The 14,124-nt window shown below is 53.2% G+C and carries 17 protein-coding genes and 2 pseudogenes; all 19 read right to left on the bottom strand.

The genetic code is table 11. From position 1 onward, the window contains the following. Positions 1-32: 32 nt before the first annotated feature. Positions 33-1,217: a YgeY family selenium metabolism-linked hydrolase gene (locus C814_RS08210; protein WP_016315195.1), complete on the bottom strand. Its 1,185-nt coding sequence runs from the start codon at positions 1,215-1,217 to the stop codon at positions 33-35. A gap of 75 nt (positions 1,218-1,292) precedes the next feature. Further along, positions 1,293-2,495, bottom strand: coding sequence for a diaminopropionate ammonia-lyase (gene dpaL / locus C814_RS08205; RefSeq protein ID WP_016315194.1), 1,203 nt, complete (start codon positions 2,493-2,495; stop codon positions 1,293-1,295). Positions 2,496-2,744: 249 nt separating this feature from the next. Continuing rightward, a complete protein-coding gene (locus C814_RS08200; protein ID WP_016315193.1) occupies positions 2,745-4,241 on the bottom strand; it encodes a sigma-54 interaction domain-containing protein in 1,497 nt (498 codons plus the stop codon). 306 nt (positions 4,242-4,547) lie between these two features. Further along, positions 4,548-5,390, bottom strand: coding sequence for a site-specific integrase (locus C814_RS08195; protein ID WP_016315192.1), 843 nt, complete (start codon positions 5,388-5,390; stop codon positions 4,548-4,550). Positions 5,391-5,567: 177 nt separating this feature from the next. Beyond that, entirely contained in the window at positions 5,568-5,768 is a 201-nt protein-coding gene (locus C814_RS08190; protein ID WP_016315191.1) for a transposon-encoded TnpW family protein, read from the bottom strand. Next, positions 5,765-6,614, bottom strand: a pseudogene (locus tag C814_RS08185) (ATP-binding protein). Before C814_RS08185 ends, C814_RS08190 begins: the two are co-directional and overlap by 4 nt. Further along, positions 6,611-7,363: a phage replisome organizer N-terminal domain-containing protein gene (locus tag C814_RS08180; protein WP_016315189.1), complete on the bottom strand. Its 753-nt coding sequence runs from the start codon at positions 7,361-7,363 to the stop codon at positions 6,611-6,613. The pseudogene C814_RS08185 and the gene C814_RS08180 overlap by 4 nt, the downstream one beginning before the upstream one ends. 114 nt (positions 7,364-7,477) lie before the next feature. After that, positions 7,478-7,840, bottom strand: coding sequence for a cysteine-rich VLP domain-containing protein (locus tag C814_RS08175; RefSeq protein WP_031219452.1), 363 nt, complete (start codon positions 7,838-7,840; stop codon positions 7,478-7,480). 8 nt (positions 7,841-7,848) lie between these two features. Then, positions 7,849-8,079 carry a hypothetical protein gene (locus C814_RS08170; protein WP_022788235.1) on the bottom strand — a complete coding sequence of 77 codons (231 nt, stop codon included), beginning with the start codon at positions 8,077-8,079 and terminating at the stop codon, positions 7,849-7,851. Further along, positions 8,067-8,189: a hypothetical protein gene (locus C814_RS24770; RefSeq protein ID WP_016315186.1), complete on the bottom strand. Its 123-nt coding sequence runs from the start codon at positions 8,187-8,189 to the stop codon at positions 8,067-8,069. Before C814_RS24770 ends, C814_RS08170 begins: the two co-directional genes overlap by 13 nt. Further along, positions 8,179-8,403, bottom strand: a complete 225-nt coding sequence (locus tag C814_RS08165; protein WP_016315185.1) for a hypothetical protein — start codon at positions 8,401-8,403, stop codon at positions 8,179-8,181. The genes C814_RS24770 and C814_RS08165 overlap by 11 nt, the downstream gene beginning before the upstream one ends. Then, on the bottom strand, positions 8,369-9,034 hold the full coding sequence (locus C814_RS08160) for a ParB N-terminal domain-containing protein (RefSeq protein WP_016315184.1): 666 nt from the start codon (positions 9,032-9,034) through the stop codon (positions 8,369-8,371). Before C814_RS08160 ends, C814_RS08165 begins: the two co-directional genes overlap by 35 nt. Positions 9,035-9,045: 11 nt before the next feature. After that, positions 9,046-9,366, bottom strand: a complete 321-nt coding sequence (locus C814_RS08155; protein WP_016315183.1) for a DeoR family transcriptional regulator — start codon at positions 9,364-9,366, stop codon at positions 9,046-9,048. A 32-nt stretch (positions 9,367-9,398) separates the two neighbouring features. Beyond that, positions 9,399-10,937 (bottom strand): MobQ family relaxase, encoded by a 1,539-nt coding sequence (gene mobQ, locus C814_RS08150; RefSeq protein ID WP_016315182.1) that lies wholly within the window; start codon positions 10,935-10,937, stop codon positions 9,399-9,401. Positions 10,938-11,158: 221 nt separating this feature from the next. Next, positions 11,159-11,437 carry a DUF3847 domain-containing protein gene (locus tag C814_RS08145; protein ID WP_016315181.1) on the bottom strand — a complete coding sequence of 93 codons (279 nt, stop codon included), beginning with the start codon at positions 11,435-11,437 and terminating at the stop codon, positions 11,159-11,161. Between the two features lie 7 nt (positions 11,438-11,444). Continuing rightward, positions 11,445-11,684 carry a hypothetical protein gene (locus tag C814_RS08140; RefSeq protein WP_016315180.1) on the bottom strand — a complete coding sequence of 80 codons (240 nt, stop codon included), beginning with the start codon at positions 11,682-11,684 and terminating at the stop codon, positions 11,445-11,447. A gap of 350 nt (positions 11,685-12,034) precedes the next feature. Beyond that, positions 12,035-12,794 (bottom strand): annotated as a pseudogene (locus C814_RS22825) (IS5 family transposase). A gap of 78 nt (positions 12,795-12,872) precedes the next feature. After that, positions 12,873-13,217 carry a response regulator gene (locus C814_RS08130; protein ID WP_016315179.1) on the bottom strand — a complete coding sequence of 115 codons (345 nt, stop codon included), beginning with the start codon at positions 13,215-13,217 and terminating at the stop codon, positions 12,873-12,875. A 6-nt stretch (positions 13,218-13,223) separates the two neighbouring features. Continuing rightward, the coding region (locus C814_RS08125; protein ID WP_016315178.1) for an ABC transporter permease at positions 13,224-14,124 on the bottom strand (901 nt) is incomplete at its 5' end.

Raw genomic sequence — 14,124 nt, 5'->3', positions numbered from 1 at the left:
CCCCTTTCTCAAAAGAACCTCAACGCCCGTTCTTATTTCAAAAGCGCCTGCATCACGCCATAATAGCAGTCGGTGACTTTCACCAGCTGGTCTACCTCGATGTACTCGTTCACCGTATGCGCCAGATTTTCCTTAGAGGGGCCAAGGCCGAATGTCTTAATCTGCGCCTCGCCCGCATAATGGCTGCCGTTGGTGCAGAAGTTGTACTGGGTGATCTCCGGCTGGTAGCCCATCCCCTCGAGCTGTTTCTTCACATCCTGCACGAATGCATCGTTCTCGTCGTAGAGCCAGCCCGGGAAGAACCGCTCTCCGGTGATCTCAGCGCCGGTGTGGCAAAGCTCTTTGCCGACCGCATAGGAAACCTTCGCCTTGAGCTGAGGGTCCTCTGCCATCAGTCCATCGAGCAGCTTCTGAATCGGCTCGAGCACGCTCTCCTTGGTCTCGCCCACCAGCAGACGGCGGTCATAGGTCGCCCGGCAGTACTCGGGCACCACCGATGCGCCCGGATACGGTGCGGATTTGATGTCGGTCAGTTCGAGGATGCCGTCCCCCAGAACCGGGTGATGGGTCGGCTCCAGCGTGCGGATCGCCTCGATCACCTTGGCCATTTTGTAAACAGCGTTGATGCCCTTTTCCGGGTTTGCGGAATGGCAGGGCTTGCCGAACGTTTCGACCACGATTTCTCCGCGGCCTCTCTGGCCGATCTTGAGGTTGAGCTGGGACGCCTCGCCGATTACCACATAGTCGGGCTGTACCGCCTTGCTGATCTCGCGTGCCGCCACGCCCTCGAAGCACTCCTCGTGCACAACGCCGGCTACATAGATTTCGCCTGCGAAGTCCTTACCAGTGTCCTTGGCAAATGCCGCAGCCGCTGTTACAAAGCCGGCCACCGCGCCTTTCATATCGCTGGTCCCGCGGCCGTAGATTTTGCCGTCGTGAATCTCTGCCGCGAACGGAGGATAGGTCCACTCAGTCTCGTCCCCCACCGGGACAGTGTCAATATGACCGTCAAACAGGATCTTTTTTCCCGGACGGCTGCCTTTGATGCATCCGATGATGTTGCCGTACCGGTCCACTGTGACCGAGTCGAACCCCTCCGCTTTCATCTGCGCGGACAGCTCCGCCACTACCCCGTCCTCATGCCCGGAATAGCTCTGCTGCCGGATCAGCTTTTGGCACAATTCCACCACTTGCTCTTGTCTCTCTTTGCTCAACATTGACCTTACCTCCTCTATATTCTCAATGCAAAACCGGCCTGCGGCCCTGCATATGGGTGCCTGACTTCCAATCGGTTAAAATGCTTTGCTGGGGTATTTTCCGTCCCACACGATTGCTTTATAGTTTTCCTGGTCGGTGTCACCCTCGGTGCTGAAAAACAGGACGCGGGATGTTTCGTTCAGGCCCAGCTTTTCCTTCATCCAAGCCAGCTCCGGATTGGTCATGATCTCCGCCACGCAGCCGAACGAGGCTGCACCGCTCTCTCCGGATACCACGCGGTCGTCTCTGCCTGCCGGGTTGCCGAGAATCCGCATCCCCTTCGCCGCCACATAATCGGGGCAGGAGATGAAATGATCCGCATAATCGGCAAGGATGTTCCAGCCGATGCTGCAAGGCTCCCCGCAGGCCAGCCCTGCCATAATGGTATTCATATCTCCGGTCACGAAATGGCGCTGTCCGTCGTTGGCTTCCGCTGTCCGGTAGAGGCAGTTTGCTTTCTCCGGCTCCACAATCGTGATGATCGGGCGGTCTTTGCCGCAGCAGGCCGCGAACAGCCCAGTCACTGCGCCTGCCATCGAGCCGACGCCCGCCTGGAGGAAGATGTGTGTGGGCATCTGGGAAAGCTGCTCATATGCCTCAAGCCCCATGGTGCCGTAGCCCTGCATGATCCAGGTGGGGATATCCTCATACCCTTCCCATGCGGTATCCTGCACCATGACCCAGCCTTTTTCCTCTGCCTGGCGGTTGGCTAGCCGGACCGCGTCGTCATAGTTCAGCTCGGTGATAGAAGCTTCAGCCCCCTCAGCCTGAATGTTAGCCAGCCGTTCGGCGGCGCTCCCTTTGGGCATATATACCACAGCCTTCTGGCCGAACTGCCGGGCCGCCCATGCGACACCCCGTCCATGGTTGCCATCTGTGGCCGTTACAAAGGTGAGTTCTCCCAGCTGCTGTTTCACCTCGTCCGAGATCAGGGTCTGATAATCCACCTCGGAAATCTCTTTGCCCAGCTTTTCCGCGAGATAATGCCCAATGGCGTAGCTGCCGCCCAGCACCTTAAACGCATTCAGTCCAAACCGGTAGGATTCATCCTTGACATACATTTCCCCAAGTCCCAGGCAAGCCGCAGTTGCGGGCAATTTTGCCAGCGGCGTGGGGGCATACATCGGGAAACTCTTATGAAAATTCTGTATCTTTACAGCCTCCTGCTTGTTCAGGAAGCTAAGGTCGCAACCTTTTCCGCCATGTTCTCTGCTTACCAGTTTAAATGTCTCTTTCATCTTGTTCCACGCCCTTTCTCTGTGTGCCTATTTATAGAGCAAGTTCTGTTCCAACCGTATTATCTTCAAATCGTTTCTACATTTCCGTATAATTTTTCATGCCTTATTTGGTGTATATCTACAAAAACAGGAGCCTTTATCCGAATCCCTCTGATTGAGATTCGCAAAAGCTCCTGTTTTTGAGTGGATAGCATTTTCTTGTTTTAAGAATTTTTCTCGATTTAAGAATTTGTTTTCTTGTTTTGAGAATTAAGAAAGGCCGTATTCTTCCAGTTTACGGTACAGAGTCGCCAAGCTGATCCCCAGCCGACTGGCCGCCTGCTTTTTTCCGCTGGTTGAGACACCATAAAGAGAAAGGGCTTTCCGAATCTCCTGCTGCTCCAGTTCCTTCAGTGGAATGACCGCAGCCATTGGAATCCCCTCCTGTATACCAGATAGACGCTGTGATCCCTCCTCTCTGCCTACCGACACCCGCTCGGTTCTGCCTTCTTTGCAACTGTCAAAACGTTCGGGCAGTGTACACGTGTTCAGAACCCCGTCCTCTCGGACCATATTCATCATAAATTCCAGCACATTTTCCAGCTCCCGCACATTCCCTTCCCAACGGTCAGACTTCAAACGCTCCATCGCGTCATCACTGATCCTCCAGAAATACCGGTCGAGACGTTTGGCGTAACGGCGTGCAAAAAACAGTGCCAGCTCTTCAATATCCCCTTTCCGCTCCCGCAGCGGGACCAGACGAAGCGGAATCACGTTCAACCGATAGTATAAATCCTGCCGAAATTTCCCTTCCTGCACCATTTCCCACAGGTCTTTATTGGTCGCAGCCAGAATCCGCACGTCGATAGGCACCACCTGATTCGACCCAACCCGGATGATCTTCCGTTCCTGGAGCACCCGCAGCAGCTTGACCTGCAAATGGAGAGGCATGTCTCCGATCTCATCCAAAAACAAGATGCCATGATCCGCCAGTTCAAATTTCCCCATCCTGCCGCCCGGGTCTGCCCCGGAAAAGGCTCCCTTCACATAACCGAACAGCTCGGATTCCAGCAGGTTCTCCGGGATGGCCGCACAGTTGATCGCGACAAACGGGGCGGCACTCCGGTCGCCTGCTTTCCAGATGGCGCGGGCAACCATCTCCTTTCCAGTCCCGCTCTCCCCAGTGATCAGCACAGTGGAGGTCCCCTTGGATACCCGGTGGATACTCTCCTTCAGATGCTGCATCTGCGGGCTGCTGCCAATAATGTCACCGCAGGCCAGCGTTTCCTCCAGAGCGCGTTCATGCGCCTGACGCACTTCCTCCCGGACCTTCACCAGAATGAACTGTGTGATCTGATCCAAAAAGTCCAGGTATAGTTTTTCATTCTGAAGTATCTGTTTCTTCTGCTCCAGGCTGGTACCCACCAGGCCGATCACACCAAGAATCTGCCCGTTCATAGATACCGGCATGGAAATTTCGATCTCTTCATAGCATTTGTTGCAGAGCGGGCAGCTGCGGCAGATCGGTTCCCGCCCCGGCTCATAAATAATCTGGGGTTTCCCGGTTTTCAGCACCTGTTTATATACATAGCCCTCTGCCGCCATATTTTCGTTGACCCGGCCGCTGAAAATACCGGTACCCGCCACGCGGTACAGGCGGTCATCCACGACCTCCACATCCACCCTGGAAATCTGGGAGACAATGTCCGCATAATTTACAACCGTGTCCTGAATCCGCATCAGAATGCTCTTTTCCTGCTGCTCCATCCAAGCGCCACCCTTTCCGTATGTGATGTGGAAAATTGAGTCCTAAACCAAACGAAAATGCGTCCCAAGCCTTCCTGTCAAAAGAAAAAGCCCGAAGGAGCACTATACTCCCTCAGAACTTCTCTTGTTGACAACTGCACTCCAACAGGCCCTTTATTTGTCCAGCAGCTTTATGGCTGGACATTGTTTCTCCACTCCGCATACCGTTACATAAGTTATCAAATCGTGACCATTCATGCCAGTTTTCCTACTTTCTCGGCATATCGTTTAGTGTTACACAGTGTATTCCATGATTTGTCGTAAAACTCAGCTTATCTTAATTTTGCCCTCCAGGTTGGAAATTGATTCCATCTTCTTCTCTTTGGTGGCCTCGTTATACACGTCCATTGTAGTTTCAATGTTCCGACGCCCCATGATTTCCTGGATAATCTTGATATTCGGCTCGTTCTCACAAAGCCTTGTACAAAAAGTGGGCCGTAGGTTGTGGACGGAAAAATGCGGTAACCAGATCGCTCCGGTTTCTCCTGCCTCAATGTTACGATCCCGGATGATGCGCCAGATGGCCCGATGAACTAGATGTGGAATGAGGATCTCCTGAAAACGATTTTGGAAGATAAAGCCGGAATAGCCATCTATCCCGGTTCGTGTAAAGCCATGCTCCATTTGTTTCAGCCTCTTGTCTAACAAGGCCCGCTTCACATCATCGAACATCGGAATAATGCGAATGCCCGCCTTTGTTTTCGGAGTTGTGATATAGATTTCCATATTCCCGGCTTCTGTGACTCGATGTATGAGATTGTGATTTACATTAATAATCTTGCCCTTAAAGTCACAGTCTTCCCACCGAAGGCCAAGGCACTCGCCTACTCTCATTCCAGTACCAAGCAACACGGTGAACAAGTTTGACCAGTGACAGTACGTTGGAGTTCGTGCCACAAAATCAACGAATGCCTCCTGCTCAGAAACTGTCAGCGCGTGACGCTTAGGCTTCTCCCAGTCGTGGCTCTTCTTGATTTCAGTAATCACCCCATCCCTGAGAACTTCACAGGAACGCTTCTTCAGCGGCAATTTGTCACTTTTTCCGTCGGCACACCGGCTCTCCCCTGTTCTGAGGAGACGGTCTTTGCCATCTCGTCTCTTTTCTGACATGGATACCCCTTTCAAAAAAGGACATGGCAGGGCGTAAGCATTGTACCATGTCCTTCGTTGGATTTCAAGTAATAGAATCACATCATCAAGGACTTTTTCATCATATTTACAAATTATTCACAAAACGGCGATAAAAATGACCGGGAGCCTGTTGCGGTTCCCGGTCTACTTGCGCTGTTACTCGTTTTCCGTCACCTGACGGACTTCCTCACGAAGTAGGCGTTTGATTTCGTCCTCCATTGTCTTGGTGCTGGTGGTGCTGAAATGCGCCCACACCCGGTAGGTGGTCTTGCCGATTTTCTTCACCAGCACGGGCGGGGTCTGCGGCGTGGCCTTGGGGTAGATGCTCGTCTCGGTGGTGCTGGTTTCATTACTCATAGTTCTCCTTTCTCGGTGGCGGTCTGCCGATGGCTGGCCGCAGTTGATGTGATAATCTGCCGCGCCGCCGCCTTTGTGTTGGCGGCGTTGTCCTCACGGAAGTTCTTTCCGGCAAAGAGGAGGGGGGCGCAGCGTTCTAAAATCCGGTCATAGATACGGGCGTGGGTGAGGTCGGGCGGGGCGCTTCAACTCATCCAGCTTCAGATTCGTGGTCACGATCAGCGGCTTGTTGCAACGATACCGGCTGTCGATGATGGAAAACATCTGCTCAAGGGCATACTCGGTGTTGCGCTTCGCGCCCAGATCGTCTATGATTAACAGGTCATGGTCTCCCAGGCTGTCCAGAAAGTCCGTCCTGTCCTCTCCGAATGTCCCGCACAGGCGGGCCAGGATAGCGGGGAAGTTGGTCATGAGTACAGGTATGTCCCGGTCGAGAAGGGCGTTTGCGATGCACCCGGCCGCGAAAGATTTACCAGTCCCCACGTCGCCGAACAGCAACAGCCCAATGTTCCGCTTAAACGCCTGGGGCCAATGGTCAACGTATGCGTGGGCTTTCGTCATAACAGGGTTATCGCCGTTATCGTGGGCGAAAGTGTAGCCGTAGAGGTAGCGGTCTTGCAAGCCTTGGGCTTTGCGCCGCTTGATGCGCTCTATGCGCTGGCGGCGTTCCTCGGCCTCCTTGCGGCGGCGTTCCGCCTCCTGCTGACAGGGGCAGACGCAACGGGGCTTGAAGCTGCCGCCCTTGAACGGGTCGGGAATGACCGCCTGCCGGGGGCCTCCGCATTTCCGGCAATGAATCAATCCGTCAGCCGGGTCTGTGTACTCGTCCTCGCGGATCTCCGTCATACCGTGTCACCATCCTTCACACTGTAATCTCGATCACGGGCAGGGGGAGCGGCTTTGCGGCGGTCATCCGCTATCCAGCGGCGAATGGTGGCAGCGTGGCTTTTGTACGTCCTGCCGGTGGAGGCCATGTACTCGGATAACCTCTCGATGTACTCCTGCCAGACGGTGGGGAAGTCAGCTTGCAGTTCTGACAATTCACCAGCAGACAGAAAAACATTTTGATACCGGCCCAACGTGCGGGCGTGTTCCCCCTCTCTATTCTCTAAACTCTTATCTCTATACTCTTTATCTCTAATCTCTAATATAGGGGGACATTTGTCCACCTGGTCTATGGGTGGACAAATGTCCACTTTGCCGGAGGGCAGCAGTTTTTGACGCTGTAACCGGCTCCGCTCCCGCTTCTTCCTCTCGCCCTCGGTGGAGGACTGACCAATCAGCAGTTGAATGTCAGCCATATAGAAAGCGCCGTCTGTCAGGACTTCCACAAGGCCAAATTCCATGAACACCTTGATTGCCCTCTCTACCGTCCCGATCTGGTGCCGGGTAAAGGTGGCAATGGTCTGGACAGTATGGGGAAGATGCTCGTTGAGCATGAGGATTCCGCCGCTTTTCAGTGACATAAGGTACATTTTCAGCAGCAGATTCGAGTACAACAGGCCATCCGGCATACTTTCCAGGACAACCATAGTCTCGCTGTTGTAGAAACCTTCTTTCAGTTTGAGATAGTAAAATCTCCTGTTTTCAGCCATAGGGTAAAACTCCTTTGTAGAATCGCCGTTGCAGGCCGTCTGAGGGCCTTCCGGGGGGCTGGATAGGGAATGTATCAGGCCCCCATTGAGCCGCTCCCGGAAAGCCTTGAAAAATCAGGACTTTTTAGGCCCTAAATGCGTAGAATCGTAGTAGCGTTTGCGCTGGCGCTCTGCTTCTTTCTTCCGGCGGGCCGCAACAGCACATTCCGGGCAGTATTTCGCCCGGTTAGATTTCGGCAGATAGTAGCCGCCGCAGAGAACGCATTTCTTTCTGTCTGCCCGGTGGAGCAGGGCGGCGCACAGGCCAGCGTCCAGCGGCAGGACGGCGGCGCGGAACCAACGGCACACCAGAGAATATGTGATGCTCTGCGGGCAGACACATTCCTCACCATCGTCCAGGAGCAGACAGTTCCCACAATCGTAGTTACAGCAGCTATGTACTAGCCTCCGGGCGGTGCGGTACTGCTGGTAGTTCATGTGGACAATCACGGCTCGTTCTCTCCTGTGGGTAACTTGATGTAGATGTGATAGGGGGTATGGAGGGCTATCAGCTTCTTCTCCACCAGCCCCACGGCCTCCAACTCCCGCAGAGATTGCGCCACGGTGCTGGAGGTGCGGTCGATGATCTCCGCGATGGTCTTGTTGTAGAACGCCAGATACCGCCGCCCGCGCTTGTCGGTTTGCGCGGCCTCGGAGTTCAGCGTCATATCCAGCATGATCGGTAGACTTCTTTGGCCGTCAGCCGGATATTCATGCCCAGCAGAAACCGGGGATAAGCCAGGTAGGGCGGCAGGGTGGAGCCGCTGGTGATGTAGTCAGTTTTCATGTTCCTTCTCCATTTCGTGTCGGATTTCATGCACCTTCTCGAAAAATCCTTTGATTGCGGTCGTGACCGAATATGCACTGTCTCCAAGCTCATCAAATTGGGAAATTGTCATTCCGGCGAAAATTTCCGCCCGATGGTGGAGGGATTCAATGCCGGAAACATAGCGGGCGCATAGGGCCTTAAACTCGCTCAACGCCGCTTCGCCGTCCATCATCCCCTGCCGCCTTCGGTGTGGGCGGCGCTACGGTCAGAACGGCAGCAGCTTCCTCCTGCTGGTCAGGGGGCAGTCTGGAAATTTTCAGCGCGGCCCCCTTGGTGATCTTATCGCCAGCGTCCCGGATGGTTTTCTTTGCCTCCGGGGTCAGATTGGCAGCAGTCTGGACAAGCTGCTCAACGGTGCGCTTGCTGACCCCCAACTTTTCGGCGGTGTCCTGGGCAAAGGACTTTGTTTCTAAAAGCGAAAAATTTGCGTTTTTAGCCGTCTTCCCATTTCGCTGGCCCTGGCGGGTTTCGGGGTGGATGGCTTCATAGAGTTCCTTCCGGCGCAGAAGCAGATCGCCCAACTCCCGGTGGGACAGACCCGCCCGAACAAAATTCTCGTCAATCTCCGCCAACTCCGCTTGCAGTCCGTCCGCCTCACTGATAGCGCACTCGATCTCCGTCCAACCCAGCAACTTCACAGCTTCCAGGCGGTGCAGACCAGCAATAAGCGTATTGTCCTGGGTAACAGTGATCGGGTTCATCAGGCCCACGGCGGCGATGCTTCGAGCCAGTTCCTCCACGTTCCGCTGCTGGGTGTCGCGCCGCCCAGGATTGATTTTGATTTCGCTGATTTTCATTTGCATGGCGGTTGCCCTCAATGCGAAAATATAGCGATAATCCGGTTGAGCATTTCCAGGTCAGAGCCGTCCAGCGATTCCCCCAGCCTGCGGAGAAAAGTGATCTCCGCAGAGTTCAGCGAACGGCGGTCCAGGTGAAACCACTCCGCCACTCTGACGCCGCCATGATGGCCTTTTACGGTTTCAACCGGATAGGAACAGGTCAGCACCACAATGTCACGGCGAATTGTCCCGGTGCTGACATTAAACTCATGCGCCAGATTTCTGTAAGTATCGTGCCGCCGGAGGCATAAAACCTCCAAAATCTTCTGGCGGCGTTCCCACGGGTTCATATCCATAATTGCAAAATCCTTTCTTCAAAATCATAGTGTTATCGTTCATTTTCCTTCTGCTGGTGCTGCCCATCACGAGCCAGACGGTCAGCGGTTTTACGGAGTGATTCAACCGCTTTGATCTCATCCCGCATATCCCGCATTTCCTGATAATCTGCGTCCTTCTGCATGGTCAGCTTCGCGGCCTCGGCCCGCCATGCCTTGGGCGTGATCGCTTCGCCGGACGCTTTCAAATCTTTCAGAAAACGCTCTGCGGCTTCAAAGTCGGCTAACTCGGCCCTATGCTCCTGCTGGTACTGCTCCCGCTTGCGGGGCTTTACCTTGTCCAGCTTCTGGCGGACGGCCTTGCACCTGTCGTATTGAGCGCACATTTCCAGCCGTTCATCCAGCACAGCAAGACGGCGCTCGGCCTTGACAATTTGTCCCCGGAGATCGTAATAATCCTTGTTCATGGCAGTAACCTTTTCATAAAGTTCCTGCATGGACGTGATACCGTTGCCCTGTAAAAACGCCAGCAGCTTCGCGTTCTCCTGGAGGGCCTTAATCCTGCCGGAACGGTAGCGGGCTTTGTTCCTGTTGACCTCCGCCTGGGCTTCATAGAGACGGGTCACAAGACTGCCGTTGTCCGGGGGATGGTCGGCTTGGGCCTGCTCCTTCGTCCAGTTGTAAATCCGGGTGATACGGGCTTTGAGTTCCTTCAGCAATTTGTTATCTGCGGCGATTTGGCGGTTGACGTTCCCTTTCTCCGTCTGGATGCCCTTCCGTTCCATCTGGCTGGCGGCAACACCCATGTGGATGGAAGGGATTTTGTCAATGCCCTGCCGCTCGTAGCTGCGATGGTCGATGCGCTCCGGCCTGCCCGCCGCCTCCAACGCACGATTAGCGTAAGCGGCCCACGCCGCCCGCCACTTCTCGGCGTTCTCCCGATTGTTCCAATCGGTGGTGTCCTCTCGGTGATTCTTCCAGCCGCCTTTGCCGTCCGGGATACGGTTGCCCTGGCTGTCCAGGTCGTATACCTTGCGGCACTTCGGCCCCCAGCGTCCGTCCGGTTTCAATGGTCGAATGGTCAGCAGAATATGAGCGTGAGGGTTCCCGTCACCCTTGTCGTGGAGCGCAAAATCGGCGCACATCCCAGCAGCTACAAAGTTATCTTTGATGAATGCCCGGACAAGGGCCAACTGCTCCGCTCTGGACAACTCCACAGGAAGGGCAGCTTCGATTTCACGGGCAAGCTGGGCGTCGCTGGCTTTCTCGATCTGCTCCACAGAGTTCCAAAGGGTGGAACGGTCTTGAAACTCCGGCGGGGCGTGAGCAGGCAGCATGATCTCCGTATGGACAACACCGGGTTTATGCGTGTAGTCGTGGGTTTTTCCGTCCCACTCATTAGTCAGCCGTTCGCCGCTCCGGTAGGCGGCGGCAGCGACAGCAGAGCGGCCTATGCTCCGCTTGATGATTTGAATGGGACAGTGAAAAATTGCTATCTGCTTTTCCTCCTTCCTCCGCAGTCGGTGGCGGGGAATATAGGCCAGCGGAAACGAAACAGACGCAAAGCGGATGTTCTGTTTTTGCTGGCGCACATGGGGTTTGGGGAAGGTACTTCCCCATCGCGTCCGCAGGACGCAACAAGCCCCAACCTGGGGTCCCCGCGCAAGCCCAGCGGAGCGGGTTGCGTGGGGAAAGGAGGAGCAAGGGAGCGGACGCAGTTTTCGCCGCAGGCGGAAACGGAGTTGAGCGGACTTTGCGACGACGCGCGCACGGCACCGGACACGGTGTATAAGTGCGCCGTTCTCCGAACGGACTATCCCTCGTCCCCGGCGTTCTGTGCTTTTTCCGCCGCCCCCGTTGCTCCCGGCAGACGGGAAAGGGCAATAAGAAATGCCTTGATCGCCTCGCCGTCCATGCTGGCGGTGAAAGGGAACACTCCCTCCATGATTGCGCCATGCACAATCAGGCGGTGATTCCGGGCGTGGCGCTCTGCGTCCCTCTGCTTGTTCAGCAAAATCTTTATCTGGTTTTCATACTGGCGGGCTTCCTTTTCTGCCTCGGCCTTTTGAGCCTCTAACAATTCTTTGTCCATTTGCGCATCAAGCCTCCTTCGGCATCCAGCCGCTTTTGATGAAAAACCGTTCCAGCTTCGTGATCGCACTGGCGGCGGCGCGGGCGTGGGACTGCCGGACTTGGACCTGGGACAGATTCGCCAGCAGCAACGCTACTGCGGCTTCGTCCTGGATCAGCAATTCCTCCAAGGGCAGTACCAAGAGGGGTGTAGGGGTGCAGTTGATTGGGCAGCGAGGGTGGCGGTGCTTCAGTCTGATAATTGTCATAAAGACCTCCTTCAAATGTCAGAAGGGACAAGCCGCCGCAGCAGCTTGTCCCTCCCGGTGATGGAGCATATTGCCCCTCACTTTATAGCCGTTTTGAAGTGCCTATCGTAAGGGCCATATAAATTAGGAAAACCGCAAATACAAGGCTTTTCGGAGCCTACCAACAACAAAAATAATATTTGATCTATCACATTACGCTGAAAGGCCGTCCGGCCATCAAAACCGGGCGGCTTTTTTGCGTGGGTAGACAGGAAGGAGGCAAAAAATAATTACAGAAATTTAAGCCTGAAATTTGTGCAACTTTAACGAAAAGGAGGTTAGGGCTTGTTTGAAAAATAGTGAAGGCTGAGCTAAATCAACAAAATAGCGATAGCGGCAATGTAAACGAAAGCGAGAAAAGACGCATCCAATTTGTCATATCTGGTGGCGATTCTGCGAAACCATTTGAGCTTTTGGAAGAAGCATTCAACCAAATGACGCTCTTTATATAAGCACCAGTCTACCGGCCATGGCTCAGAAACATTGCTCTGCGGTGGGATCACATAGCTGGCTCCTTGTTCCGAGATGTAAGCTCGGATCGTCTTTGCCCCATAAGCCCGGTCTGCTAATACATTGCTGCCGCTGATTTTTACCTTTTCCAGCAGTTCAACAGCGTGGACTGAATCATGGTCATTCCCTGCAGACAGCATGAATTCAACCGGATTCCCCAGTCCATCCACAATAGCGTGCAGCTTTGTGTTCAACCCACCTCTGGTCCGCCCAACTGCCTTATCCGCCGTTTTTTCCCCCTCCGTTGGCACTCTCGTGAACCTTGATGCAGGTAGAGTCCAGGCTCAGGTTTTCCATATCCGCATCTGCGGTCAATGCGCGAAATATGGTTTCCAATGTACCATCGTCCCGCCATTTGGCAAATCGGGCATACACAGACTGCCAGGGGCCATACGCCTCCGGCAATTCGCGCCACTGTGCTCCGCTGCGGACGATCCAAAGCATCCCATTGAGCATATTTCGATCATCTTTCCGAGGTCGGCCTCGTTTCCCCGTCCTCCCTGCTGGAAGCAACTTCTTCACGCGTTCCCATTGTGCTTTTGTCAATTCATATCGCTTCATAGCTCTATTTTCGCACTTTTATTTGGTTTGTGCAATATTTATTTTTCAAACAAGCCCTAACAATCATATTTGAATTATTTAGTTCGCATTTTCTCGAAGAAACGAAATCAAATCGCTGTCTGTTTTTTCCATAAACACCGCACCATGCAATTTTGCTTCCATAACAATACGTTCTTCCCGCATAGCAGACATAAGGATAAACAGCATAGAAAACTTTTCCTGTCTGCAAAATTCTAACAGTTCAAGCCCGGTTCCGTCCGGCATAGCATAGTCAGAGCAAATCACATCAAATACAGTGGTTGACACTTCCTTTTTAGCTTCTGTCAGATTGCCAGCGGTTGTTACTTCATAATGGTCTTTCAGAACATAGCTTAATCCCTCTAAAATATCAGGGTAATCATCTACGATTAAGATTTTTTTCATGGTCAGTCACCCCGCATTTACTACATTGACAATGCTTGTCTTTTTAATCTTCCGGGACGGTGCAATGACAGCAATAAATGTAGTCAGGATTGCCGCTGAAATTACTACGGCAAGAACCAATAACGGCGGTTCCCATTCCTGCCCCCAATTAGAAGTAATAAGCATTTCAAAGAAAAAGCGGTGCAGGAATAACCCTGATACAGCCCCGGCAATGCTGCCAGTGATAGCGTAAGCTGCGGCTTCTGCCCGTATTACCTTTTGAATTTGTTTCCCCGACATTCCGACTGCCCGCATGACACCATAATGATTGATCCTGCTGGAAACGCTTGCATTGACCGTGTTGATAATATTGATTAAAGCCACCAGCGCAATCACGATCAGAAATCCATAGACAAAGACCGCCATAGCAAAATACCCGGTGCGTACTTCCTCGTTGTGCTGCCGCATATCAAGCAGTTTCATATCAGGAGTAATCAGGTTCCTGATCTGCCCGGATATGTCTGTACTTGCCTGAACTTCGATAATCTTATAATCAGTAATACCCGTTAAAGCGGTAAACGTATTTTCGGAACAGACAATAATCCACTCCCCATTGGAAGAATCCAGCGGAACGTCAGACACAATGCCGGAAACCGTCGCTTCATGCGTTGTGCCGTTTATATCCAACGTGATAATGTCGCCAATCTCCCAATGAAATTCCTGTGAATAGCCATAATCCACTAAAACGCCGTTTCCATTCTGAACATTTTCAATATCCCCGGAAATCAACACATCACTTGCCCATGAAAATTGAGGTTCATCATAAGAAACTAAGAAGCTGTATTCATAAGCGTTTAAGCAAGGTATGGAAATGAGAAATTTTGACGATAGTCTCAGCAGATGAGACGGATATCTCATAATCTTTACT

It is taken from the genome of Anaerotruncus sp. G3(2012) (genome assembly GCF_000403395.2).
Lineage (GTDB): Bacteria > Bacillota > Clostridia > Oscillospirales > Ruminococcaceae > Anaerotruncus.
The sequence above is the reverse complement of the archived record's forward strand: the minus strand, read 5'-3'. Positions and strand labels throughout refer to the sequence as shown.

Excerpts from the sequence above, each read along its gene's own strand:
- C814_RS08170 (WP_022788235.1), bottom strand. The coding sequence starts at position 8,079 with ATGCTGGATATGACGCTGAACTCCGAGGCCGCGCAAACCGACAAGCGC.
- C814_RS08165 (WP_016315185.1), bottom strand. The coding sequence starts at position 8,403 with ATGATGGACGGCGAAGCGGCGTTGAGCGAGTTTAAGGCCCTATGCGCC.
- C814_RS08200 (WP_016315193.1), bottom strand. The coding sequence starts at position 4,241 with ATGGAGCAGCAGGAAAAGAGCATTCTGATGCGGATTCAGGACACGGTT.
- C814_RS08140 (WP_016315180.1), bottom strand. The coding sequence starts at position 11,684 with ATGACAATTATCAGACTGAAGCACCGCCACCCTCGCTGCCCAATCAAC.
- C814_RS08190 (WP_016315191.1), bottom strand. The coding sequence starts at position 5,768 with ATGAGTAATGAAACCAGCACCACCGAGACGAGCATCTACCCCAAGGCC.
- C814_RS24770 (WP_016315186.1), bottom strand. The coding sequence starts at position 8,189 with ATGAAAACTGACTACATCACCAGCGGCTCCACCCTGCCGCCCTACCTG.
- C814_RS08180 (WP_016315189.1), bottom strand. The coding sequence starts at position 7,363 with ATGGCTGAAAACAGGAGATTTTACTATCTCAAACTGAAAGAAGGTTTC.
- C814_RS08145 (WP_016315181.1), bottom strand. The coding sequence starts at position 11,437 with ATGGACAAAGAATTGTTAGAGGCTCAAAAGGCCGAGGCAGAAAAGGAA.
- C814_RS08130 (WP_016315179.1), bottom strand. The coding sequence starts at position 13,217 with ATGAAAAAAATCTTAATCGTAGATGATTACCCTGATATTTTAGAGGGA.
- dpaL (WP_016315194.1), bottom strand. The coding sequence starts at position 2,495 with ATGAAAGAGACATTTAAACTGGTAAGCAGAGAACATGGCGGAAAAGGT.
- C814_RS08210 (WP_016315195.1), bottom strand. The coding sequence starts at position 1,217 with ATGTTGAGCAAAGAGAGACAAGAGCAAGTGGTGGAATTGTGCCAAAAG.
- C814_RS08195 (WP_016315192.1), bottom strand. The coding sequence starts at position 5,390 with ATGTCAGAAAAGAGACGAGATGGCAAAGACCGTCTCCTCAGAACAGGG.
- C814_RS08160 (WP_016315184.1), bottom strand. The coding sequence starts at position 9,034 with ATGCAAATGAAAATCAGCGAAATCAAAATCAATCCTGGGCGGCGCGAC.
- C814_RS08155 (WP_016315183.1), bottom strand. The coding sequence starts at position 9,366 with ATGGATATGAACCCGTGGGAACGCCGCCAGAAGATTTTGGAGGTTTTA.
- C814_RS08175 (WP_031219452.1), bottom strand. The coding sequence starts at position 7,840 with ATGAACTACCAGCAGTACCGCACCGCCCGGAGGCTAGTACATAGCTGC.